Raw genomic sequence first — 21,279 nt, forward strand, 5'->3', positions numbered from 1 at the left:
CCCTTGAAAGGGAGGGGGGAGTATTGGACATGCGTTACCTACCCCTTACCGACACCGACCGGCAGGCGATGCTGTCCGTCATCGGCGCGGCCTCGATCGACGATCTGTTCGTGGACGTACCCGTCGAAGCTCGCCTGTCTGCCAAGATTGCGGGCCTGCCCGACCATGCCAGCGAACTGGCGGTCGAGCGCCATATGGGCAGGTTGGCGCGGCAGAATCTGTCGGCGGGGGAAGCGCCCTTCTTCTTGGGCGCGGGTGCTTACAAGCATCATGTGCCAGCCAGCGTCGATCATCTGATCCAGCGTGGCGAGTTTCTGACCGCCTACACCCCCTATCAGCCGGAAATCGCGCAGGGGACGTTGCAGGTATTGTTCGAGTTCCAGACGCAGGTGGTGCGTCTGCTGGGCTGCGACGTGGCCAACGCATCCATGTATGACGGGTCGACCGCCTGCTGGGAAGCGATCGGCATGGCGCGGCGGATCACCAAGCGGAGCAAGGCGATCTTGTCTTCGGGCCTGCACCCCCATTATGTGTCGGTCGCCAACACCATGGCGAAATTCACCGGCGACCGGTTGCTGCATGACGCGCCGACGCTGAGTGCTGACACAGATATCGACGCGCTGATCGCGGGCATCGACAAGGACACAAGCTGCGTCGTCGTCCAATATCCCGACATATTGGGCCGCATCGCCGACCTGACCCCGCTGGCCGACGCGGCCCATGCCGCTGGCGCGCTGCTGGTCGCGGTTGTGACCGAGCCGGTGGCGCTGGGCGCGCTGGTGCCGCCGGGCGAGATGGGCGCAGACATTGTGGTGGGCGAAGGCCAGTCGATCGGCGTCGGCCTGCAATTTGGCGGTCCCTATCTGGGCCTGTTCGCGTGCAAGCAGAAATATGTCCGCCAGATGCCGGGCCGCCTGTGCGGCGAGACGGTGGACGCGGCGGGCAAGCGCGGCTTCGTGCTGACGCTGTCCACCCGCGAACAGCATATCCGCCGCGAAAAGGCGACGTCGAATATCTGCACCAATTCAGGGCTTTGCGCGCTGGCGTTCAGCATCCACATGACCCTGCTGGGGGAACGCGGGCTGCGCGAACTGGCGGCGCTTAATCATGGGCTTGCCTGTCAGGCCGCCGATCGTCTGGCTCAGGTGCCGGGGGTGACGTTGCTCAACGACAGCTTCTTCAACGAGTTCACGCTGGTCCTGACCAAGGATGCGCGGGAGGTCGTGCGCAGCCTGGCCGACAAGGGCGTGCTGGCGGGTGTGTCGCTCGGTCGCCTGTTCCCGCAACACGCATCGGTCGGCAACGGCCTGGTCGTCGCGGTGACCGAGACGGTGACGGCGGAGGACATCGAAACGCTGGCCAAGGCGCTGGAGGAGGAACTGGCATGACCGTTTTTCTTTCTCCGTTCGGGCTGAGCCTGTCGAAGCCCTCGCCTGAGCGCAGCGAAGGCACCTCACTGCGTTCGGTGATGTCCTTCGACTTCGCTCAGGGCGAACGGACTATTTGCGGGAGGGATTGCTAAGATGACCATGCTCAAGGAAGGCCGTCCCACCGCGCCTGTCGCCGTCGCTGACGCGCATATGGCCCCCGCGACCGCCACGGGCAACCGGGCGTTGATGCTGGAAGAGGCGCTGATTTTCGAGATTGGATCGACCGAAACCACTGGTGTCGATTTCGCGCCCGCGCCCAAGGTGGCCAGCCGCCTTGGCGGGCTGGAGCGCAAGGCGATTGGCCTGCCGGGCCTGTCCGAACAAGAAACGGTGCGCCATTATACCCGCCTCAGCCGTCAGAATTACGCCATCGACCTTGGCCTGTTTCCGCTCGGCAGCTGCACGATGAAGCATAATCCGCGTCTGAATGAAAAGGTCGCGCGGATGCCCGGTTTTGCCGATCTCCATCCGCTGGCCCCGCAATCGACGGTGCAGGGCGCGCTGGCAGTGATTCACGAACTTGCCGGATGGCTCGTCACGCTGACGGGGATGCATGCGGTGGCGATGTCGCCCAAGGCAGGCGCGCATGGCGAATTGTGCGGCCTGCTGGCGATCCGCGCGGCGCTCGAAGCGCGCGGCGATGCGCGCAGCGTCGTGCTGGTCCCGGAAAGCGCGCATGGCACCAACCCCGCCACGGCGGCCTTTTGCGGCTATAAGGTCGAGGATATTCCTGCCACGCCCGAAGGTCGGGTCGATCTGGCGGCGCTGACCGCGCGGCTGGGGCCGGATGTGGCGGCGGTGATGATCACCAACCCCAATACGTGCGGCCTGTTCGAGCGCGATCTCAAGACGATTTCCGACGCGGTCCATGCGGCGGGCGCGTTCGTCTATTGCGATGGTGCCAATTTCAACGCCATTGTCGGGCGGGTCCGCCCCGGCGACCTGGGCGTCGATGCGATGCACATCAATTTGCACAAGACCTTCTCCACCCCCCATGGTGGCGGCGGTCCCGGCTCCGGCCCGGTGGTGCTGTCGGAGGCGCTGGCACCTTATGCGCCGCTGCCCTTCGTGGAAAAGCAGGGCGACACATTCGTCCTGATTGAGGAGGAGTCGGCGCAGGATCATCATGCCGGGACGTTCGGCCGGATGGTCGCCTTCCATGGCCAGATGGGCATGTTCACCCGCGCATTGGCCTATATCATGAGCCATGGTGCGGACGGCCTGCGGCAGGTGGCGGAGGATGCGGTCCTGAACGCCAACTATATATTGCGCAGCCTGGACGATGTGCTGGACGCGCCCTTCGGTGGCAGCGGCCCCTGTATGCATGAGGCTTTGTTCAGCGATAAGGGGCTGGCCGAGGGCTTTACGACGCTCGACATCGCCAAGGGGCTGATCGACGAGGGCTTCCACCCGATGACCATGTATTTCCCGCTGGTCGTCCATGGCGCGATGCTGGTCGAACCGACCGAGACGGAAAGCAAGGCGGCGCTCGACCAGTTCATCATGGCGTTGCGCAGTCTGGCGCAGCGGGCCAAGGCGGGGGACGAGGCGTTGAAGGGTGCGCCCTATCATGCGCCGCGCTGTCGTCTGGACGAGACGCTGGCGGCGCGGAAGCCCGTGCTGACATGGGAAGCGCCGACGCTGGCGCAGGCGGCGGAATGACGCTCTGGGTTCCGGGCGAAGCGGGCGGCGAAGCGCAGAAACGCCACGCCCCCGCGACGCTGCGGAACCGGGACGCCATCCTGACCGTCCTGCACGATGCCTTGCCGTCCGCCGGGCTGGTGCTGGAGGTGGCGAGCGGCAGTGGCGAACATGCGATTCATTTCGCCGCAGCAATGCCCGCACTTGACTGGCAACCGAGCGACCCCGATCCCGCCGCTCTCGCCTCGATCGCGGCGTGGCGGGCGGAAGCGGGGCTACCGAATCTGCGCGCGCCGATCCTGCTCGACGCGGCGGGTGACTGGCCGATCGACCGGGTTGATGCGATATTGTGCATAAACATGGTGCATATCAGTCCGTGGGACGCGACTTTGGGGTTGATGCAGGGGGCAGGGCGGGTCTTGCCGCCCGGCGGTCTGCTCTATCTCTACGGCCCTTATATTCGCGATGATGTGGAGACTGCGCCCAGCAATCTGGCGTTTGACGCCTCGCTCAAGGCGCGCGATCCGCGCTGGGGGTTGCGGCGGGTGGAGGATGTCGTGGCGGCGGCGGAGGCGCAGGGTTTGCGCTTTGACCGGCTGATCGAGATGGCGGCGAATAATCTGTCGGTGATTTTCAGGCGAGCGGTTGCCTGAAATCCAAGAACGGGCCTTCGACAAGCTCAGGCCGAACGGATATGGGGAGCGCAATGCCCAGCCAACTCATCCCCCTCGTCACCGCCGAACTCGCCACCCCCGCCGATCCGCACGCGGCGGCGATGGCGGGTGCGCTGGCGGCGAAATATCCGCAGGCTGCCCGCGCGGTGCTATTTTACGGTTCCTGCCTGAGGGAGGCCAATCTCGACGGGTTGATGCTCGATTTCTACCTCATCGTGTCGGACTATCGTGCCGCTTATGGCAAAAGCTGGCTGGCGCGGGCCAACCGCCTAATCCCGCCCAATGTCTTTCCGTTCGAGCATCAGGGGCTGATCGCCAAATATGCGGTGCTGTCCGAAGCCGATTTCGCCCGGCTGTGCAGTCCGGCGGCGGACAATGTGTCGGTGTGGGCGCGCTTTGCGCAACCGTCGCGGTTGTTGTGGGTAGCGGGTGATAGGGCGCGCGAACATGCCATCGCCGCCGTGGCGCAGGCTGCGCCGACTTTGCTGTCGCTCGCGCGACCGATGGCGGAAGGGCAGGATGCGCTGTCCCTGTGGAAGCAAGGCTTCACCCTGACCTATGGGGCCGAATTGCGCGCCGAGCGCAAGGGGCGGTCGCTCTCGATCGTGGACGCTGACCCGGATCGCTATCGCCGTTTCGGTGAGGCGGCACTGGCGGACGGCCTGCCGCCGTCGCCCGACCAGGCGGCCCGGCTCTGGCGTCAGCTCCAGCGGCGCGGCAAGTGGTTGTCGGTGGTCCGGCTGGCCAAAGCGAGCTTCACCTATGCAGGCGGGATCGACTATCTGGCGTGGAAGATCAATCGCCATGCCGGAACCGCGATCGTCATCAAGCCCTGGCAACGGCGCTGGCCGCTGCTGGGCGCTCTCACTCTGCTGCCGCGACTGTTCCGCTCTGGGTCGATCCGTTGAGCGCGGTCGACAGCGCATTGGCCAGCGCCATCAGCGTATAGGGTTTGCGCAGCACTTCATGGCCGACAAAATCGGCGCTCTCGGTCGCGTCCCCGGCATAGCCGGTCACGAACAGTACCGGCAGATGGCGATATTGGGCGGGCAGCGCGCGGATCATTTCCGGGCCGGTGAGGTCGGGCATCAGCACGTCGCTCATGATCAGGCCAATGTCGCTGTTGTTGGCCAGCAGCTTGGCCGCCTTGGACGGATGATCGCAGGCGATGGGCAGGTGGCCAAGTTCCGCCAACGCCGCCATCGTCTGGTTCAGCACGCGCGGATCATCCTCCACCACCAATATGCGGGTGGGGGGATGGAGCGTTGCGACGCGCGCGGGCGATGCCGTATCGACCGCATCGTCCACCGCGCTCCCTATGCGGCGGGGCAGGTAGATATGGACGCTGGTGCCCTTGTCGGGTTCGGATTCGATGCGGATTTCGCCTTCGCACTGGCGCACGAAGCCGAAGATCTGGCTAAGGCCAAGGCCGGTGCCCTTGCCAACCGGCTTGGTGGTGAAGAAAGGCTCAAACACGCGGGTCAGCACCTCCGCGCTCATGCCGCAGCCATCGTCGGCGACAGTCAGCACGACATAATCGCCCGCCACGCAATCGCCCACTTCGCCTGCCGCCAGCACCGCCTGGTCCGTGCCGATAGTCAGCCGCCCGCGTCCGTCCATCGCGTCGCGCGCATTGACGCACAGGTTCAGGATCGCATTTTCCATCTGGTGCTGGTCAACGAAGATGCGCCAGCCTTGCGCTCTGGGCGCGAGCGCGACGATGATCTGATCGCCGATGGTGCGGTCGATCAGGTCGGCCATGCCCGACACCAGTGCATCGGGATCGACCGCGCTGGGCAACAGCGGTTCGGACCGGGCAAAGGCCAGCAGGCGACGGGTGAGGGCGGAGGCGCGATTGGCCCCCTCCATCGCATTGTCGAGATGGCGGGATGCTTCTGTCGGCTTCAAGCGGATATTGCGCTTGGCCAGTTCCAGCCCACCGACAACGACGGCCAGCATATTGTTGAAATCATGGGCGATGCCGCCAGTCAGCTGACCCACCGCGTCCATCTTGTGCATCTGGCGCAGATTTTCCTCCGCCGCCGCGCGCTCTATCGATTCCTGCTTTAGCCGTTCATAGGCGTCGGTCAGTTCCGCCGTCCGCGTGCGCACAGCCAGGTCCAGCCGGTCGGCGCGCTCCGCCTCCGTCTCCGCCAGTCGCCGGGCGTTGCGACGGTCGCTATAGGCGACATGGGCGAACCAGGCGGCGAACAGGACGCACACCAGCATCGCTAGCCCCAGCAGGCGCGATGTCTGCCCCATCCATTCGGTGCGATCCCCCGCCAGTGTCACGGCCAGGCTGCGTTCGCGCAGGCGCAGATTTTCCGCCTGGATCACCCGGTCGAGCAAAGCGGTGATGCGTTTGAGGTCGCGCGATGTCCCGGCCTCATGAAAGCGGCCTAACGCAGCCATTTTCTGGTCATAGGTGGTGCGCAGACCGATTTCGTTGAGCGTCTTGCCGCGCGCCGTATAGGCATGTTGCAGCGCCTCGACATTGCCGCGCTGCCAGCCAGTGCCGCGCGTCGCATAGCCCAGCGCCTTCAATTGCGCGCCGGCGGTGCGCCACTGGTCCTGAAACAGGCGGCCTGTGTCCGGGTTCAGGCCGATGACATAGCGGGCGAGAGTCACTTCGGCGCGGGCGGTCTGCGCCTCGAACGCGCGGGCGAGGGCAATAATCTCGAAGCTGCGCTGCTGTTCGGCCAGCGCCTGTTGATGTTCGCGCGAGGCGTTGCTGGCACTATAGAGAAGGGCGCCGAGCGACCCGATCAGCAGGATGCCGAGCAAGAAGGGCAGCAGGCGCCGTGTCGCAACGCGCCAGCCTGTTTCCCGATCATCCATATGGTCGTTGTCCGCCATCACTCGTCACACTAGCGGAACAAGGATAGCAGCGAAACAACGCTGATCAATGGCGCGCCGGTCAGGCGATCGCGCCCGTTGCCTTGCCCGCGACCTTGAACATGCCGATAATCTGTTCGACCTGCTCGTCGCTATGGTCCGCGCAGAGCGAACAGCGCAGCAGGAAGGTGCCGGCGGGGGTTGCGGGCGGGCGGGCCATGTTGACGTAGAGGCCCAGTTCCAGCAGCGTCTGCCAGATTGCGACCGCCTGGGCCTGATCGGTCAGGATCACCGCGATGATCGCCGATTGCGGCGTCTTGGTCCCCAGCGTGAAGCCAAGGTCCGTCAGCCCCTTGTGCAGCCGTTTGCTGTTCTTCCACAGATGGGCGCGCTTTTCGCCTGCATGCATCAGCTTGCGGATGCTGGTCGCGGCGGTCGCGACCACGCTGGGCGGCAGCGACGCGGTGAACACATAGGGGCGGCAGACCAGCCGCATAATCTCGAACTTGGGATGGTTGGAAACGCAGAAGCCGCCGACCGTGCCGACCGATTTGGAGAAGGTGCCGACGACGAAATCGACGTCCTTGTCGACGCCCTGCTCTTCATAGACGCCGCGGCCATTGGGACCGAAAAAGCCCATGCCATGGGCTTCATCGACCAGGATCATGCAGTTTGGATGCTTGCGCACTGCCGCCACCATATCGGGCAGGGGGGCGATGTCGCCGAGCATCGAATAGACGCCTTCCAGCACCACCAGCTTGAGCGCGTCGGCGGGCAGGCGGCCAAGCCGCTTGTCGAGATCCTCGACGCTGTTGTGGCGGAAGCGGACGATTTCCGCGTCACCCAGGAAGCAGCCATCATAGATGGACGCATGGCTGTCGGCGTCCAGCACGACATAGTCGCCGCGCCCGGCCAGCGTGGAAATCACGCCCAGATTGGCCTGATAACCGGTCGAAAAGACCATGGCGGATGACGTGTCGTAAAATTCTTTCAGCGCATCCTCGACTTCGCGGTGACCCTGATAGGTGCCGTTCAGCACACGGCTGCCGGTGGTGCCAGCACCAAATTCACCGAGCGCCTTCTTGCCCGCCGCGACCACATCGGGGTCGAAGGTCATGCCCATATAATTATAGGTGCCCAGCAGGATGGTTTCCTTGCCCTTGATGATCGCGCGGGTGGGCGAAAGCACCTGATCCATCACGATGGAGAAAGGATCGCGCACGCCGGTGTCCAGCAGCGCTTGGCGCTCCGCGATCAGGGGATCGAATTTGGACAATAGGTCGCGGGCTTCGGCGGCGATGGCGGTGTCGGTCATATGTAAAATCCGTTGTAATCAAATCCCCGTTCGGTTCGAGCCTGTCGAGAACTATGCGCCTTGTTCTCGACAGGCTCGAACCGAACGGAGGTTGGAGAGGCAGATCAGGCCTTCAGCTTCGCGACGGCGTCCACCAGCTGGCCGATCGTTTCGATCTCTGCCTGCATGTTCATGGTGATGAGGATGTCGAATTCATCCTCGATCGCGGCGACGAAATCCATCACGGTCAGGCTGTCCCATTCCAGATCGCCGGCAAAGCTGGTGGTTTCGGTCAGCGCGACGCCCTTCTTGTTGAAGGGGGCGACCTGCGCGGTGACGCTGTCGAAAATTTCGGTGCGATCCGTCATCTTTTGCTTCTGTCTTTCCGTAAAGCACGGCTTTTGCCGCCTCGCCCTGCCCTATGGCAAGCGAATAAGGCGGCAATCGGGCAGCATCGCGCCCGAATTTGCACGGTGCTTTTGCGCCTTTACCGGAAATTGTCGGCGTAGGCCTGCAATTTCAGCGTCTTGGGCGGGGTGGCGATAACGGTGTAGGCGACGCCCTGCTTTTGCGCATAGGCGATGGCGGCATCCTGCGAGGGGAAGCTGAGCTTGAGCTGCTGCTGCGTGTCGCCAGAGCCAGCCCAGCCGGTCAGCGGATCAGCCTGCTTGGCCTCGGCTGGCGCATATTCCAGCACCCATTTATGGGTCAGCGCCTTGCCCGATTGCAGGGCGTTCTTCTGGATCTGGTAAATGCGCGCGCTCATCGCGAAAGACTCCGGTAAATCGTCATGCTGCGTTGCACCAGCGTCCGGCGTGAAGTCAAGAGCGGCTGCGGGCATCGGCGCGCTTGGTGCGCAGCGTGGGCGGCGCGGCGGTCGGATCGTCGGGCCAGGGATGGCGGGGATAGCGGCCACGCATTTCTTTGGCGACGTCGCGCCAGTTGCCTGCCCAGAAGCCGGGCAGGTCGCGCGTGGTCTGGATCGGGCGGCCAGCGGGCGAGGTGAGCGAGAGGACCAGCGGGATGCGCGCGCTGCCAACCGTCGGATGCTCGGCCAGGCCATAGAGCGCCTGTACCCGCAATTCGACGCGCGGGCCGCCATTGGCCATATAGTCGATCGCGTGGGTGCTGCCTGCGGGGGAGCGGAAATCGGGCGGGGCGAGCCGGTCGACCTGCTGCTTCCCCTCCCAGCCGATCAGCCCGTCCAGCACGCCCGATAATTGCGACCGGTCGATATCCGACAGGCGACGTTTGCCCACAAGCAGGGGCGGGAGCCAGTCGTCGAGGCTGGCCATCAATATTGCATCGGACAGCGCCTCGACCCCCGCGAAATCAGCGCGCATCCGCAGCGATTGCGCGGCCTCCGACCAGGGGAGGAGGTCAAGGCCGCCCTGCCGCACCCCGTCCAGCAATGCTGCAATCACCGCTGCCGGATCTGGCCGATCATCGGAGCCGGACGACAGGCGCACCGCGCCCAGCCGCCGTTCCCGCAATGCCTCTATCCCGCCATTGGCGGGGCGGAAGCGGACGGTGCGGCTGGTCATGATCCGGTCGGGGAACAGCGCCTGCACATCCGCTTCGCTGATCGGCGCGGCGGAGAGGATGCGTGCGCCCGCGGCGCTGCCCTGCACCTCGCCCACGGCCAGCCATTCCTCACGGGCTAAAGGGGAGAGGGGGTCAAGCCGGAAGCCGCGCCCGCCCACGCTCGCCCAGTCCGCGCCGTCGGCGGAGCGGCGCTTCGACACGCGATCGGCGAAGGCGAGGGCGAGGCAGAGGCCGACGCTGGCTTCGGAAGCACCTACCCCAACCCCTCCCTTGGAAGGGAGGGGCTTAACAAGTCCTGTCCATCGTTTCGCCAGCGCGCGTCCCGCGTCCGCGCGCTTGCCGCTTTCGCGCCGCCAGCGTTGCAGGCGCAGGGTCAGGTCGGTGTCCTGCCCGCCAATACCGCGCTCGCCCAGCAGCACGGCGATTTCGGCGGCGGTCTGCGCCAGTCCCATCTCGCCCGCGCGCACCAGCATATGGGCGATGCGGGGGCTGAGCGGCAGTTTGGCCAACGCCTTGCCATGCGGAGTGATCCTCCCGTCACCGTCCAGCGCCTCCAGCGCCGTCAGCCGGGTCCGCGCTTCGGCGACGGCGGCGGGGGGGGGCGGATCGAGCCAGCGCAGCGTCCCTGGATCGCTCACGCCCCACAGCGCGCAGTCGAGCAGCAGGCTGGAGAGGTCGCTTTCCATGATCTCCGGTGGATCGAAGGGCGGCATCCCGGCGCTGGCGGCGGCTTCCCACAGGCGATAGGCGACGCCGGGGCGCTGCCGCGCGGCGCGGCCTGCGCGCTGGGTCGCCGACGCCTGACTGGCCCGTTCGGTCACCAGCCGGGTGACGCCTGCCGCCCGGTCATAACGGGGGCGCCGCGCGAGTCCTGAATCGACCACGATCCGCACACCGTCGATGGTCAGGCTGGTTTCGGCGATGCTGGTCGCCAATATGATCTTGCGCGCGCCCGACCGCGATGGCCGGATGGCGGCGCGCTGGGCTGCCGGATCGAGCGAACCGTGGAGCAGATGGACCTCATAGCGACCGCCCTCGATCCGTTCCGCCGTCCGCTCAATCTCCCGCACGCCGGGCAGGAAGGCGAGCAGGTCGCCCTCGCTTTCCTCGCTGATGGCGCGGCGGATGGCGGCGGCCATCTCATCCTCAATCTTGCGCTCTGCATTGCGGCCGATATGGCGCAGTTCGAGCGGCTGGATGCGGCCCTCGCTCTCGATCACCGGGACGTCACCCAGCAATGCAGCGAAGCGCGCCCCGTCCAGCGTTGCCGACATCGGCACGATGCGCAGGTCCGGGCGCAGCGCCTCCTGTGCATCCAATGCCAGCGCGAGGCCGAAATCGCTGTCCAGGCTGCGCTCATGCACTTCGTCGAACAACACCGCCGACACGCCCGCCAGTTCCGGGTCGTCCTGAATCCGCCGCACGAATATGCCCTCGGTCAGCACCAGCAGCCGGGTGCGCGCCGACGACTTGCTGTCCATCCGCGTGGCATAGCCGACCGTGCCGCCGGGTTGCTCACCCAGCATCTCGGCGATCCGCTCGGCAGCAGCGCGGGCAGCCAAACGGCGGGGGGAGAGCAGCAATATCTGACCGCTGCACCATGGTTCGTCCAGCAAAGCGGGCGCGACTGCCGTAGTCTTGCCAGCGCCCGGCGGCGCGACCAGCACGGCATTGCTGCCGGTGCGCAGCGCGGCAAGCAGGTCGGGCAGGACGGCATGGATGGGCAGGGCGGTCATCGCCTTCCCTCTCGCGCCAATCCCGCCAAATCGCAAGCGGGACGAAAAATGCGGACTCCTGGGAAAGAAACGCCGTTCCAGGCGTTCGCGCGGCAGGCAGGCATTCCAACCCCTGCGCCACCATATGGAAGATCAGGGGGACAATCGGGGCATGTCGGCATTTACAGAAGATGCGGAACGCTATCGGACATTGTTTGAAACGATGGACGAAGGCTTTTGCATCATCGAATTTTTCGATGGGCCGCACGGACCGTTAAGCGACTATATCCATATCGAGGCGAACGCCGCCTATGAACGCAATGCCGGCATCCCCAATGTCGTTGGCCAGAAATTGCGCGAAATGGTGCCGGACGAAGCCGATGGCTGGGCCGAACTTTATGGCCGCGTATTGCACACCGGCGAACCGATCCGCTTCCAGCGCGAACTGGTCGCGACCGGTCGCTATCTCGATATATCCTCCTTCCGCGTTGGTAGTTTCGAGGACAAGCAGGTCGCTGTCCTGTTCAAGGATGTGACCGACCGCATCCGCATCGAAAACGAACTCCGCCAGCTCAACGAAACGCTGGAGGCGCGGATTGCGCAGGCGCTGGCCGAGCAGGAGGAGGCCGAGGCCGCGCTGCGCCAGGCGCAGAAGATGGAGGCGGTGGGCCAGCTGACTGGCGGCCTGGCCCATGATTTCAACAATTTGCTGGCCGGCATTTCCGGCGCGTTCGAGATGATCGGGCTGCGGCTGGCCGAAGGGCGCACGGCGGATGTCGAACGCTATCTGGCCGCCGGGCAGGGCGCGACCCGCCGCGCCGCCGCGCTGACCCATCGTCTGCTGGCCTTCTCCCGCCGCCAGACGCTGACCCCCAAGCCGACCGTCATCAATCGCCTGTTCACTGATTTCACCGAACTGGTGCGCCGCACCGTCGGCCCGCAGATCGAGGTGCAGACGATCGCGGCGGGCGGGCTGTGGCCTGCGCTGGTCGATGCCAACCAGTTGGAAAATGCGCTGCTCAACCTGTGCATCAATGCCCGCGACGCGATGCCGGACGGGGGCAAGATCACGATCGAGACGGCCAATCGCTGGCTGGACGATCGCACCGCGCGCGATCATGGGCTGACGCCCGGCCAATATGTGACGGTGTGCGTCAGCGATACCGGGACCGGCATCGACAAGGCAATCCTGGACCGGGTGTTCGATCCTTTCTTCACCACCAAGCCGATGGGGCAGGGGACCGGGCTTGGCCTGTCGATGGTCTATGGCTTTGCCCGGCAGAGCCATGGCCATGTCCGAATCTATTCCGAAATCGGGCAGGGGACGATGGTGTGCGTCTATTTGCCCCGCCATCGCGGTGAGGAGGATGAAGAGGCGCCCGTCGCCCCGGATGCCGTGGTCGAGGCGGAGGCGGGCGAAACCGTGCTGGTGATCGACGATGAACCATCGGTCCGCATGTTGATGGTCGATGCCCTGACCGATCTGGGCTATGCCTGCGTCGAAGCAGGCGACGGGCCGTCTGGCCTTAAAATCCTAGAATCGCGGACGCGGGTGGACCTGCTGGTCACGGATGTCGGCCTGCCGGGCGGGCTGAACGGACGGCAGGTGGCGGATGCCGCGCGGGCGCTGCGGCCGGACCTGCGGATATTGTTCGTCACCGGCTATGCCGAAAATGCAGTGCTGAACCATGGCCATATCGAACATGGGATGGAAGTGCTGACCAAGCCCTTCGCGGTCGACGAACTGCGCCGCCGGGTGGCCGGGCTGCTCCAGCCGGACGATCAGCCGAACAGATAGATGTGGATCGGATTTTTCGGATCGATCAGCATCTTGGCGGTCAGCGCCAGCGACATGATGATCAGTAGCGGCTTGATCAGTCTGGAGCCGAACCGCATCGCGAGGTGCGAGCCGACCTGCCCGCCAATGACGCTGCCGATGGCCATGGTGAGACCCGCGATCCACAGCACATGGCCGCCCGCGACCATGGTGAGCAGGCCCGCGACATTGCTGGCGAAATTGGCGGCCTTTGTCTGGGCAGTGGCGCGCAGGATCGACAGGCCGCCGAGCGCCAGAAAGATGGTGGTGTAGAAAGCCCCCGCGCCAGGGCCGAAAAAGCCGTCATAAAAGCCGATGACGCCGATCAGGCCGCTGAGCGCAGCTATGCCGACGCGGGCGTGCCGGTCGGCCTCGCCCAGCTTGGGCGAGAAGGTGAAATAGGCGGCAATGGTGATAAGCAGGGCAGGCATCAGTCCGGCCAGGATCGACGGATCGACCCGTTGAAGCAGCCAGGCGCCGCCGACCGATCCGACAAAGGCGGCGATCACCGGCGCTTTGTAGGTTTTGAGGTCCATATGCCCCCGCCGGGCATAGGCGAGGCAGGCACCGAATGTGCCAAAGCAGCTTTGCAACTTGTTGGTCGCGACCGCCTGCACCGGCGGGATGCCCGCGGCCATTAGCGCTGGCAGGGTGATCAGGCCACCCCCACCGGCCATCGCGTCGATACACCCGGCCATCAATGCGGCGGCCAGCAGGAAGGCGAGGGTTTCGGGGTTCAGGATCATGGAAGCCTATCCGTTCGGCGCCGGACTTGATCCGGGGGGAGTGGAAGCCCTGGACCGAGCGAAGTGAGGTGCCTCGCTTCGCTTGGCAGCGCCCTTCGGCTTCGCTCAGGGCGAACGGGATTAGAAACGGACGAGGATGCGCATAGCCTCAATAAGCCCGGATCGTCGCGAATTCGACCGCTTCGGTCAGCGCGGCCTTGGCCTTGCCATTGTCGAACATGCCGAGCGCATCGATCGCGCGCTGGCCGTAATGGCGGGCGCGGGCCAGCGTGTCGGCGATCGCGCCGGTGCGACGCAGCAAGCCGGTGGCGTGGGCCAGATCATCGTCGCCAATCTTGTGGCCTGCAATCGCGGCCTTCCAGAAGGCGCGATCCTCGTCGCTGCCACGGGCGTAAGCGAGGATGACGGGCAGCGTCACCTTGCCATCGCGGAAATCGTCGCCCGCATCCTTGCCCATGGTCGCGCCGTCCGATTCATAATCGATCGCGTCGTCGATCAGCTGGAAAGCGATGCCCAGATTGCGACCATAGACGTCGAGCGCCTGTTCTTCCCGCTCGTCACGGTCGGCGACCACGGCGGAAATGCGGCAGGCGGCTGCGAAAAGCGCAGCGGTCTTGGCACCGATAATGTCGAGATACTGGTCCTCGCTGGTGTCGATCTTGCGCTGGGCGGTCAGCTGGTTGACCTCGCCCTCCGCGATCACGGCGGAAGCATTGGCCAGGATTTTGAGGACTTTGAGCGACTCCGCCTCGACCATCAGCTCGAAGGAGCGGGAGAAGAGGAAATCGCCGACCAGCACGCTGGCGCTGTTGCCCCAGATGATGTTGGCGGTCTTGCGGCCCCGGCGCAGGCCAGAGCCATCGACGACATCGTCATGCAGCAGGGTGGCGGTGTGGATGAATTCGACGGCGGCGGCCAGCTTGTAATGGCGCGACCCGGCATAGCCAACCAGATCGGCGCAGGCCAATGTCAGCATTGGCCGCAGCCTCTTGCCACCGCCCGCGATCAGATGGCCGGCCAGTTCGGGGATCAGCGGAATGCGCGACTGCATCCGGTCCAGAATCACGGCATTGACCTGGTTCATGCCGTCGGCGACCAGATTCATGATGGGGGCCAGCGACGGGGCGCTTTTGGCGCGGCCGATGGGGTGGACGTTACCGGGGGCGGGTGCTGTCATGACCTGCGTCCCTTGGCGGGGCAAAATGCAGATGGCAAGCGGGAATAGCTTGCCTGAAAGGCCATATGGCGCAAAAAGCGCGCCGACTGAGCGGAGGACGCCCAATTGACCGGAGGACGGACGTGACCGACACATTGCAGCGCTATCGCGAGAGCATCGACAATATCGACGCGGCGCTGGTGTTCATGCTGGCCGAGCGGTTCAAGGTGACGCAGGCGGTAGGCGAATATAAGGCGACCCATGCGCTGCCCCCCGCCGATCCGGGGCGCGAGGAGCGGCAGGTCGCGCGGCTGCGCCAGCTGGCGCTGGACGCCAATCTGGACCCGGACTTCACCGAAAAATTCCTGCGCTTCATCATCGACGAAGTGATCCGCCACCATGAAAGGCTGCGGGAGGTTTAGGCCGGTTCGGTCAGGTCGGCTTTTTTCGCAGGGGCCGATCGACCGAGCAATACGCCGCCCAGCGCCAGCGTAAAGCCGATCAGCTGCACCGGGCCAAGCCGTTCGCCAAAGAGCAGCCAGGCCTCGATCGCGGCGAGCGGGGGCACGAGCAGCAACAGCATCGACATGGCGGTCGGACCCTGATGCCGCACTAGCCAGACCAGCAGGCTGAGGCCCGCCGCTGACAGGCCAAGGACCGACCAGCCGAGCGCCGCCCATAGCAAAGGATCATTGTCCCAGCGCCATTCGCCCACGATCAGCGTGGCGATGATGGCGACCAGCGCGCCGCCGACATTCTGGACGCCGCCGGACACCAGAATCGGATCGTCCGCCAGTCCGCCGCGCTGGATCAGCGTGCCGCCGGTCATGGCGATGATCGCGACGATCCCAGCTATGGCCAGCACCACGGTGATGGAGCCGGTGCCGGTGCGGGCGATGGCAGGCAGCAGGACGCAGGTGACGCCCATGATCGCGATGGCCAGCCCTGCCCAGGTGCGGCGCGGCAGCCGGTCGCCCAGCAGGACGACACTGGCGACCGCGACCATCAGTGGCTGGAGCGATCCGAGCAGTGCCATGACGCCTGCGGGCATCCCCCGGCTGACCGCCCACCAGCTGACCGTCAGATAGACTCCATGCAGCATCGCGCCTGCAACCAGATGGAGCGCAAGTCTGCGCCCGCGCGGGAAGCCTTGTCGCGCAAACAGCGCCGCGCCGCACAGCAGCAGCGCGACCAATGTGAGTCGGATCGCCAGCACCAGTTCGGGCGCGCCGTGCGGCACCACCGCGCGGGCGACGATGAAGCCGGTGGACCAGATCAGGACGAACAGGGCGGAGGCGGCAAGAGCAAGCATGGTCGCGGCTTTGGCGCAGGCGCAACGCGATGTCGAGTGGCGGAAGGGATAGGGATGTCCGACTCTGGCTCCCCTCCCGCAGGCGGGAGGGGCTGGGGGTGGGCCAGTCCGACCTGGGTCTATTCCCGCCCCGCCCGTATCGCCGCGCCACCGGCAAAAGGCGTGATCGCGACCAGCAATAGCGAGGCGGCAGCCAGGAATTTGAGCGCCGCGCCGCTGCCATCGCCGAGCGTGCCTGCGCCGAAGATCAGCAGCGGCACGGCGAGTGGCAGGGCCAGCAACCCCGCCAGCGCGCCGCTCGACCGCAGGCCTGCCGTCAGTGTCGCGACCAGCAGGCCGAGCGCTGCCAGCGCCGGGGTGCCGACCAAGAGACCCGCCTCCAGCATCCAGATCGTGCCGCCTTCCAGCTTGAGCAACGCGGCGGCGGGCAGGGTGGCGAGCATCAGTGGTGGGCCAAAGCCCAACCAATGGGCGATCAGCCGGGCCAGCACGACCATTTCATCGCTTATGCCGCGCAGCGCGATCTGGTCCAGCACGCCCGCGTCCCGATCCGGCGCGATCAGCCGGTCGACCGGCAACAGGCTGGCCAGCAGCGCGGCGATCCACAGCATCCCGCCACCGGTGCGGCGCAGCAGGCTGAGGTCCGGCCCAACCGCAAAGGGGTAAAGGCTGGCGACCAGCAGCAGGAAGGCGACCGGCAGCCACAGGCCCGACGATCGCCAGGCTGCACCCAGATCGCGTGATGCAAGCAGCCAAAGCATCCTCATGTGTCCCACTCCGCCGGGTCGGGCAGATGGTCGGTCAGCGACAGAACAACCGGTGCGCCCAGCGGCAGCGGCTGGTGCGAGGCGGTGACGACGATGCCGCCGCCCGCCAGATGCGTCGCAACCGCCGCGCCGAGCAAGTCCAGCGATGCGGTATCGAGCCCATTGCCCGGCTCGTCCAGCAGCCAGATCGGCGCGCCGCTGGCGATCACCCGCGCCAGCATCGCCCGCTTGCGCTGCCCGGTCGAGAGCATCCGCACCGGCACGTCGGTGAGCGGGGTAAGCGCCATCGCATCGAGCGCCGCGGCGACCGCACCGCCTGCGCTGTCGTCCAGCCGCGCCCAGAAATCGAGCGCGCGGGCGAGCGGCAATTCGCTGTCCAGCGCCAGCCGCTCATCGGCCAGTGCGACCGCGCCAGTGCGCTTGATCGTGCCGGAAAAGGCAGGGAGCAGCCCGGCGCACAGCCGCAACAGGCTGGACTTGCCGACGCCATTGGGACCGGTCAGCAGCGCGCTGGCCCCTGCATTCAGCGTCAGGCTGATGCCCCGGAACAGCATCCGTCCGCCGCGCAGGCAGGCGACATCGGACAGGCGTAACGCCGCCCTGCTCATGGCGCGACCATATCCTCCAGCACATGCATGTCGAGGTCGGACAGGCCGAAATGATGGCCGATTTCATGGACGACGACATGGGTGATCAGCGCATCCAGCGGCACCCCTGTTTCCACCCATTCATCAAGCAGTGGGCGGCGGAACAAATGGACGGTGGGCGGCGCGTCGCCGGTCTGTGCCTCCTGCCCCACGGGACGACCGGTATAAAGGCCCGTCAGGCCGAACGGGTCGTCAATCTCCATGTCTTTCAGAACTTGCGCGTCGGCAAATTCCTCCACGAACAGGACGACATTATGCAGATGGTCGGTGAAAGGGGCGGGAAGGCGGCTGAGCGCTTCGAGCGCCAGCGCCTCAATATCCTGCGCGGTGGGAGCGAAGCGGGGCGGTTGACCGTTGTGCGACATGGCTGCCACATAGGCGAAACTATTTTCAGAGGATAGGGACATGATCGAGAAGCTGAGCGATGAGGCGCGCGCGCTGGCGCTGGCTAAGCTGCCCGAATGGACCGTGGTGTCGGACCCGGACGGCATTTCGCGCCGCTTCACCTTCCCCGATTTCGTCGCGGCGTTCGGCTTCATGACGCGGGTGGCGATATTGGCGGAAAAAGCGGACCATCATCCTGAGTGGAGCAACGTCTATAACCGGGTGGACATGCTTCTGACCACCCATGACGCAGGTGGGCTGTCGCAACGGGACATTGATCTGGCGCATCAGGTGGACGGGTTGTTGGGCTGAAGGAATTACGCCCCCGTTCGGGCTGAGCGAAGTCGAAGCCTTGGCCTGAACGCAGTGAAGGTGCTTCGCCTGCGGCTCGGCAAAACCCTTCGACTTCGCTCAGGGCGAACGGAGAAGAGATGCGTGGGGAGTAAATTCTACTCCTCCTCCCGCCCCTCGATCCGGTCCTCATAGCTGTGCAGCGCGGCGGTGACGGACGGGTTGCTGGCGTAGCGGCGGCGCAGCATCGCCAGGGTCGCGTCGGACCCGTGGCACAATTCCGCGACATTTTCCGCAATAAAGGCGCGGCGTTCCGCGTCATAGGGAGCCTCGCCCCGGAAATGATCGCAGCCATCGCGCGCGACCATGAACTGGGTCACTTCGCGCGGAAAGGGCGCGGCGGTCGCGGCAACGTCCGACGGGGGCAGGTCGAGCGGGAAATAGGGCGCGGGTTGTGCGCGGACGGTGACGACCGGTCCGGCTTTGGGCGGCGGGTTGACCACCGGTTGGGGCAACGGCAGTGGTTGCGGAGCGACAGGCGCGACGGCGACGGCAACGGGCGGAGCAGGGCTTGGTTCGGCCTGCGCGACTTCCGGCGACGAGTCTCCGCAGCCCGCGACGAGCGCCAGCATCATGCCTATCGGAACCAGCCTCAAACGCCTGCTCACCCGATTTCCTCCCGCAAGCTGGCGATCAGGTCCGCGACATGGAGCAGCCGCGACTCTTCTTCGTCCAGGATCGCCAGAAAAGCCGCCCGCCTATAGTCCCGCTGCGCGTCGGGGGAAAGGCGGCTTGCGGCGGGCATGGTCGAAATCACGATGTCCAGCAGCCGCTCGACTCCGTGTAGCCGTCCCCACAGATAGTCGTTTTCGCGATAGACCCTGCTAAAGAAGGCACCGAAATTATTGAATTCAATGCCTTTGAGCGTAGCCGCCGCGCCACCGGGACGGATGGCGGAGCAATCTTCGGGCGAAATCCGGTCGACCTTCACCGGATCATATTCGTCCATAGTGTCACCCTGGAGCAACGGTAGGGTGGCGATGTCGTAGAAGGGGAAGCCGAGATAGGCGAGCAGCATCGACCGGCGCCCCGCCTTTGGTAGGGCGGCAAAGGCTTCGGCCAGGATCAGGTCTGCGCCATCGTCCCGCGCCCGCAGGTCACGGTCCCGCGCCACCGCTTCCAGCGCGGCGGCGGCATTGCCCGGCACGTCGCGGGCGGCGGCCAGCACGGTGGCCCCATGAAAATCGCTTTCCTCGCACGCGGCATAGAGGGCCAGCGCGCGGTAGATCGCGTCATGCATCGCCAGCACGGCTTCATCTTCCGCCGCGCCGTCGCTTTCCAGCGTATCGGCCAGATGCCGCGCCAGAAAGCGCAGCCGGCGGATGCGGAAGGCCAGATCATGGGTGCGGAAGAAGGTAACGGGCGCGGAACCTGACCCGCTACTCTCGTTCAGCTGGTCCGCGCCATCCTTGCGCACCTGCGCCCAGATCGCGGTGCGGTATGTTTCGCGCAGCATCCGACTGTCCTCTCCCGACAGGCGGAACAACAGGGTGGCGAGCGATTCGACGATGCCCGACAGTTTCAGATGACCATAGGCCGGGAAGGCGAAACCGGCGGAACTGGCCGCCCGCTGCTGCGCCTTGGCGCGCCAGGCCGACAGGCGGGCGGGGGTCGGGCGGTCCAGGAACAGCATCCGGCCGATCGCCCCTTCCACCTCCGCCTCGATACCGGGGCGCAGCGCGTTCAATATGCGGCGCATCCGGCGGATACGCGCGGAATGGCGGTCGATCGCCTCCAGATTGTCGCGGATCGGCTGTTCGCGCGGAATGTCGCTCAGCGCGCCGAAGATGGTACGGAAAAAGCCGGGCAGCGGCGCATCCTCGCCGGTCGGCACCGCGACCTGATCGCCATGGCGGTTGAGTTGAATGGTGCGATGGCCGGGCTTGGGATCGATATAGACGAAGCGCCGGTCAACCTCCCGCCGCGATGGCCGGTTGCGCAGCGCGCCGATCGCCTGCGCGAAAGGTGCGTTGGCCAGCACCGATCCGTCGATCAGCACGGCGTCCTCCGCCGTGCCGCGCGCCCAATGGCGGGGCAGGGCACGGGCGAGGAAGGCGTCGCGCGTCGGCCAGCTGCGGTGGCGGCGCTTCAACACCCGGTCCAGTTCCCGCACGGTGAAGGGCGGGAAAGCGCCGGGGAAGCTGGCGGTGGCGCGCGCGGCGAACACCAGTTCGGCGGTATCGGCAAAATCGCGTGTCCCCCGGCCGCGCGCCCGGAAGCCAATCGACAGGCGATGCTCGGTCTCGATCACCTGGGGCGGGCTATTGAGGGTCAGGCTTTGCGGATGCCCCTCAAAATCGGTGACTGTGACGAACAGGTCGAGCGGATGGCCGTCGGGCAGCAGCACCGGGCCGCGTTCGCTGGCGGCCATCGCGTCGAAGGCGTCGAGGATCAGGGTGGTGAAAATCTCCCCGCCAAAGGGCGGCTCGAACCAGCGCGAGCGAATGAAGCGGGACAGTTTCATCCGCACTTCCTCTCGTGTGTCCGGCGCGACGGTGCGCTCGACTGCATCGCCGGGTCGCCGCGCCGCCATCCAGACCAAAGGCGTCGCCCAGAATTTGGTGAGCGCGCGGGCAGGGCGGGCGTCGGGGTCGAGCAGGCTGTCGACATCGGCATTGTCCAGCCACAGGTCGGTCAGCGGTTCGAGCGACTGGCCGGTCTCGATCGCCTGCGCCAGAAAGATGCCGTTGATCCCGCCTGCACTGGCCCCGGCGATGATGTCCGGCAAGACGCGCAGCCGCACGCCGCTGGCCGCCTCCATGTCCGCCAGCAGCTTGTGATAGATGGCTTCGCTGCCCGTGGTCGGCGGCACGCCATCATGGAAGGCGCGACTGGCGCGCGCCAATCGCCACACCTCCTTGGTGATGCCATGCATGTAGATCGCCAGGCTGATGCCGCCATAGCAGACCAGACCGAGCCTGAGTTCCCTCTCCTTCATGGGGCGAACGTCGCAGAGCGCAGGCGGC

21 protein-coding genes are annotated in these 21,279 nt (G+C 65.8%); 8 read left to right on the forward strand and 13 right to left on the reverse strand.

The features are described from left to right. Window positions 1–29: 29 nt before the first annotated feature. From gcvPA to ACODSR_RS04465, 5 genes are read left to right on the forward strand one after another with little or no spacing between them, the layout of a single operon-like run. Window positions 30–1,388 carry an aminomethyl-transferring glycine dehydrogenase subunit GcvPA gene (gcvPA, locus tag ACODSR_RS04445; RefSeq protein ID WP_489074057.1) on the forward strand — a complete coding sequence of 453 codons (1,359 nt, stop codon included), beginning with the start codon at window positions 30–32 and terminating at the stop codon, window positions 1,386–1,388. Beyond that, window positions 1,385–1,522 (forward strand): hypothetical protein, encoded by a 138-nt coding sequence (locus ACODSR_RS04450; protein WP_489074059.1) that lies wholly within the window; start codon window positions 1,385–1,387, stop codon window positions 1,520–1,522. The genes gcvPA and ACODSR_RS04450 overlap by 4 nt, the downstream gene beginning before the upstream one ends. A 1-nt stretch (window position 1,523) precedes the next feature. Continuing rightward, window positions 1,524–3,092, forward strand: coding sequence for an aminomethyl-transferring glycine dehydrogenase subunit GcvPB (gene gcvPB, locus ACODSR_RS04455; RefSeq protein ID WP_489074061.1), 1,569 nt, complete (start codon window positions 1,524–1,526; stop codon window positions 3,090–3,092). Further along, the gene (locus ACODSR_RS04460) at window positions 3,089–3,724 is read left to right on the forward strand and encodes a DUF938 domain-containing protein (RefSeq protein ID WP_489074063.1); all 636 of its coding nucleotides are present in this window, start codon (window positions 3,089–3,091) and stop codon (window positions 3,722–3,724) included. Before gcvPB ends, ACODSR_RS04460 begins: the two co-directional genes overlap by 4 nt. A gap of 53 nt (window positions 3,725–3,777) precedes the next feature. Next, window positions 3,778–4,653 carry a hypothetical protein gene (locus tag ACODSR_RS04465; RefSeq protein ID WP_489074064.1) on the forward strand — a complete coding sequence of 292 codons (876 nt, stop codon included), beginning with the start codon at window positions 3,778–3,780 and terminating at the stop codon, window positions 4,651–4,653. Here the strand turns inward: ACODSR_RS04465 and ACODSR_RS04470 are convergent. The 5 genes from ACODSR_RS04470 to hrpB form a co-directional block, all read right to left on the reverse strand. Further along, complete coding sequence (locus ACODSR_RS04470; protein ID WP_489074066.1) at window positions 4,610–6,601, reverse strand: ATP-binding protein; 1,992 nt, start codon at window positions 6,599–6,601, stop codon at window positions 4,610–4,612. The two genes, ACODSR_RS04465 and ACODSR_RS04470, sit on opposite strands and share 44 nt — an antisense overlap. Window positions 6,602–6,662: 61 nt before the next feature. After that, the gene (gene spt, locus ACODSR_RS04475) at window positions 6,663–7,895 is read right to left on the reverse strand and encodes a serine palmitoyltransferase (protein ID WP_489074068.1); all 1,233 of its coding nucleotides are present in this window, start codon (window positions 7,893–7,895) and stop codon (window positions 6,663–6,665) included. Between the two features lie 104 nt (window positions 7,896–7,999). Next, complete coding sequence (locus ACODSR_RS04480) at window positions 8,000–8,242, reverse strand: acyl carrier protein (RefSeq protein ID WP_489074070.1); 243 nt, start codon at window positions 8,240–8,242, stop codon at window positions 8,000–8,002. A gap of 119 nt (window positions 8,243–8,361) precedes the next feature. After that, window positions 8,362–8,640: an ETC complex I subunit gene (locus tag ACODSR_RS04485; protein WP_489074072.1), complete on the reverse strand. Its 279-nt coding sequence runs from the start codon at window positions 8,638–8,640 to the stop codon at window positions 8,362–8,364. Between the two features lie 55 nt (window positions 8,641–8,695). Continuing rightward, window positions 8,696–11,155 carry an ATP-dependent helicase HrpB gene (gene hrpB, locus ACODSR_RS04490; protein WP_489074074.1) on the reverse strand — a complete coding sequence of 820 codons (2,460 nt, stop codon included), beginning with the start codon at window positions 11,153–11,155 and terminating at the stop codon, window positions 8,696–8,698. 151 nt (window positions 11,156–11,306) lie between these two features. Here hrpB and ACODSR_RS04495 point away from each other — a divergent pair, with 151 nt between their 5' ends. Next, window positions 11,307–12,932, forward strand: coding sequence for an ATP-binding protein (locus ACODSR_RS04495; RefSeq protein WP_489074076.1), 1,626 nt, complete (start codon window positions 11,307–11,309; stop codon window positions 12,930–12,932). Here ACODSR_RS04495 and ACODSR_RS04500 read toward each other — a convergent pair. After that, entirely contained in the window at window positions 12,917–13,696 is a 780-nt protein-coding gene (locus ACODSR_RS04500; RefSeq protein ID WP_489074078.1) for a TSUP family transporter, read from the reverse strand. The two genes, ACODSR_RS04495 and ACODSR_RS04500, sit on opposite strands and share 16 nt — an antisense overlap. A 148-nt stretch (window positions 13,697–13,844) precedes the next feature. After that, complete coding sequence (locus ACODSR_RS04505; protein WP_489008154.1) at window positions 13,845–14,873, reverse strand: polyprenyl synthetase family protein; 1,029 nt, start codon at window positions 14,871–14,873, stop codon at window positions 13,845–13,847. Between the two features lie 122 nt (window positions 14,874–14,995). On the opposite strand from ACODSR_RS04505, the gene ACODSR_RS04510 reads away from it, so the two are divergent. Beyond that, the gene (locus tag ACODSR_RS04510; protein ID WP_489074079.1) at window positions 14,996–15,274 is read left to right on the forward strand and encodes a chorismate mutase; all 279 of its coding nucleotides are present in this window, start codon (window positions 14,996–14,998) and stop codon (window positions 15,272–15,274) included. Here the strand turns inward: ACODSR_RS04510 and ACODSR_RS04515 are convergent. The 4 genes from ACODSR_RS04515 to ACODSR_RS04530 form a co-directional block, all read right to left on the reverse strand. Next, a complete protein-coding gene (locus ACODSR_RS04515) occupies window positions 15,271–16,164 on the reverse strand; it encodes a DMT family transporter (RefSeq protein WP_489074081.1) in 894 nt (297 codons plus the stop codon). The genes ACODSR_RS04510 and ACODSR_RS04515 overlap by 4 nt on opposite strands. A gap of 119 nt (window positions 16,165–16,283) precedes the next feature. After that, on the reverse strand, window positions 16,284–16,931 hold the full coding sequence (locus ACODSR_RS04520) for a heme exporter protein CcmB (RefSeq protein WP_489074083.1): 648 nt from the start codon (window positions 16,929–16,931) through the stop codon (window positions 16,284–16,286). Continuing rightward, window positions 16,928–17,539 carry a heme ABC exporter ATP-binding protein CcmA gene (gene ccmA, locus ACODSR_RS04525; RefSeq protein ID WP_489074085.1) on the reverse strand — a complete coding sequence of 204 codons (612 nt, stop codon included), beginning with the start codon at window positions 17,537–17,539 and terminating at the stop codon, window positions 16,928–16,930. The genes ACODSR_RS04520 and ccmA overlap by 4 nt, the downstream gene beginning before the upstream one ends. Next, window positions 17,536–17,985, reverse strand: coding sequence for a metallopeptidase family protein (locus ACODSR_RS04530; RefSeq protein WP_489074087.1), 450 nt, complete (start codon window positions 17,983–17,985; stop codon window positions 17,536–17,538). Before ACODSR_RS04530 ends, ccmA begins: the two co-directional genes overlap by 4 nt. On the opposite strand from ACODSR_RS04530, the gene ACODSR_RS04535 reads away from it, so the two are divergent. After that, on the forward strand, window positions 17,984–18,274 hold the full coding sequence (locus ACODSR_RS04535) for a 4a-hydroxytetrahydrobiopterin dehydratase (RefSeq protein ID WP_489074089.1): 291 nt from the start codon (window positions 17,984–17,986) through the stop codon (window positions 18,272–18,274). The two genes, ACODSR_RS04530 and ACODSR_RS04535, sit on opposite strands and share 2 nt — an antisense overlap. Window positions 18,275–18,411: 137 nt before the next feature. Here the strand turns inward: ACODSR_RS04535 and ACODSR_RS04540 are convergent, their stop codons facing one another. Together ACODSR_RS04540 and ACODSR_RS04545 are read right to left on the reverse strand one after the other, a co-directional pair. Then, window positions 18,412–18,921: a hypothetical protein gene (locus tag ACODSR_RS04540; RefSeq protein WP_489074091.1), complete on the reverse strand. Its 510-nt coding sequence runs from the start codon at window positions 18,919–18,921 to the stop codon at window positions 18,412–18,414. Next, on the reverse strand, window positions 18,918–21,251 hold the full coding sequence (locus ACODSR_RS04545) for a patatin-like protein (protein ID WP_489074093.1): 2,334 nt from the start codon (window positions 21,249–21,251) through the stop codon (window positions 18,918–18,920). Before ACODSR_RS04545 ends, ACODSR_RS04540 begins: the two co-directional genes overlap by 4 nt. Window positions 21,252–21,279: the final 28 nt, after the last annotated feature.

The sequence above is a fragment of the Sphingobium sp. FG125 genome, from assembly GCF_057809795.1.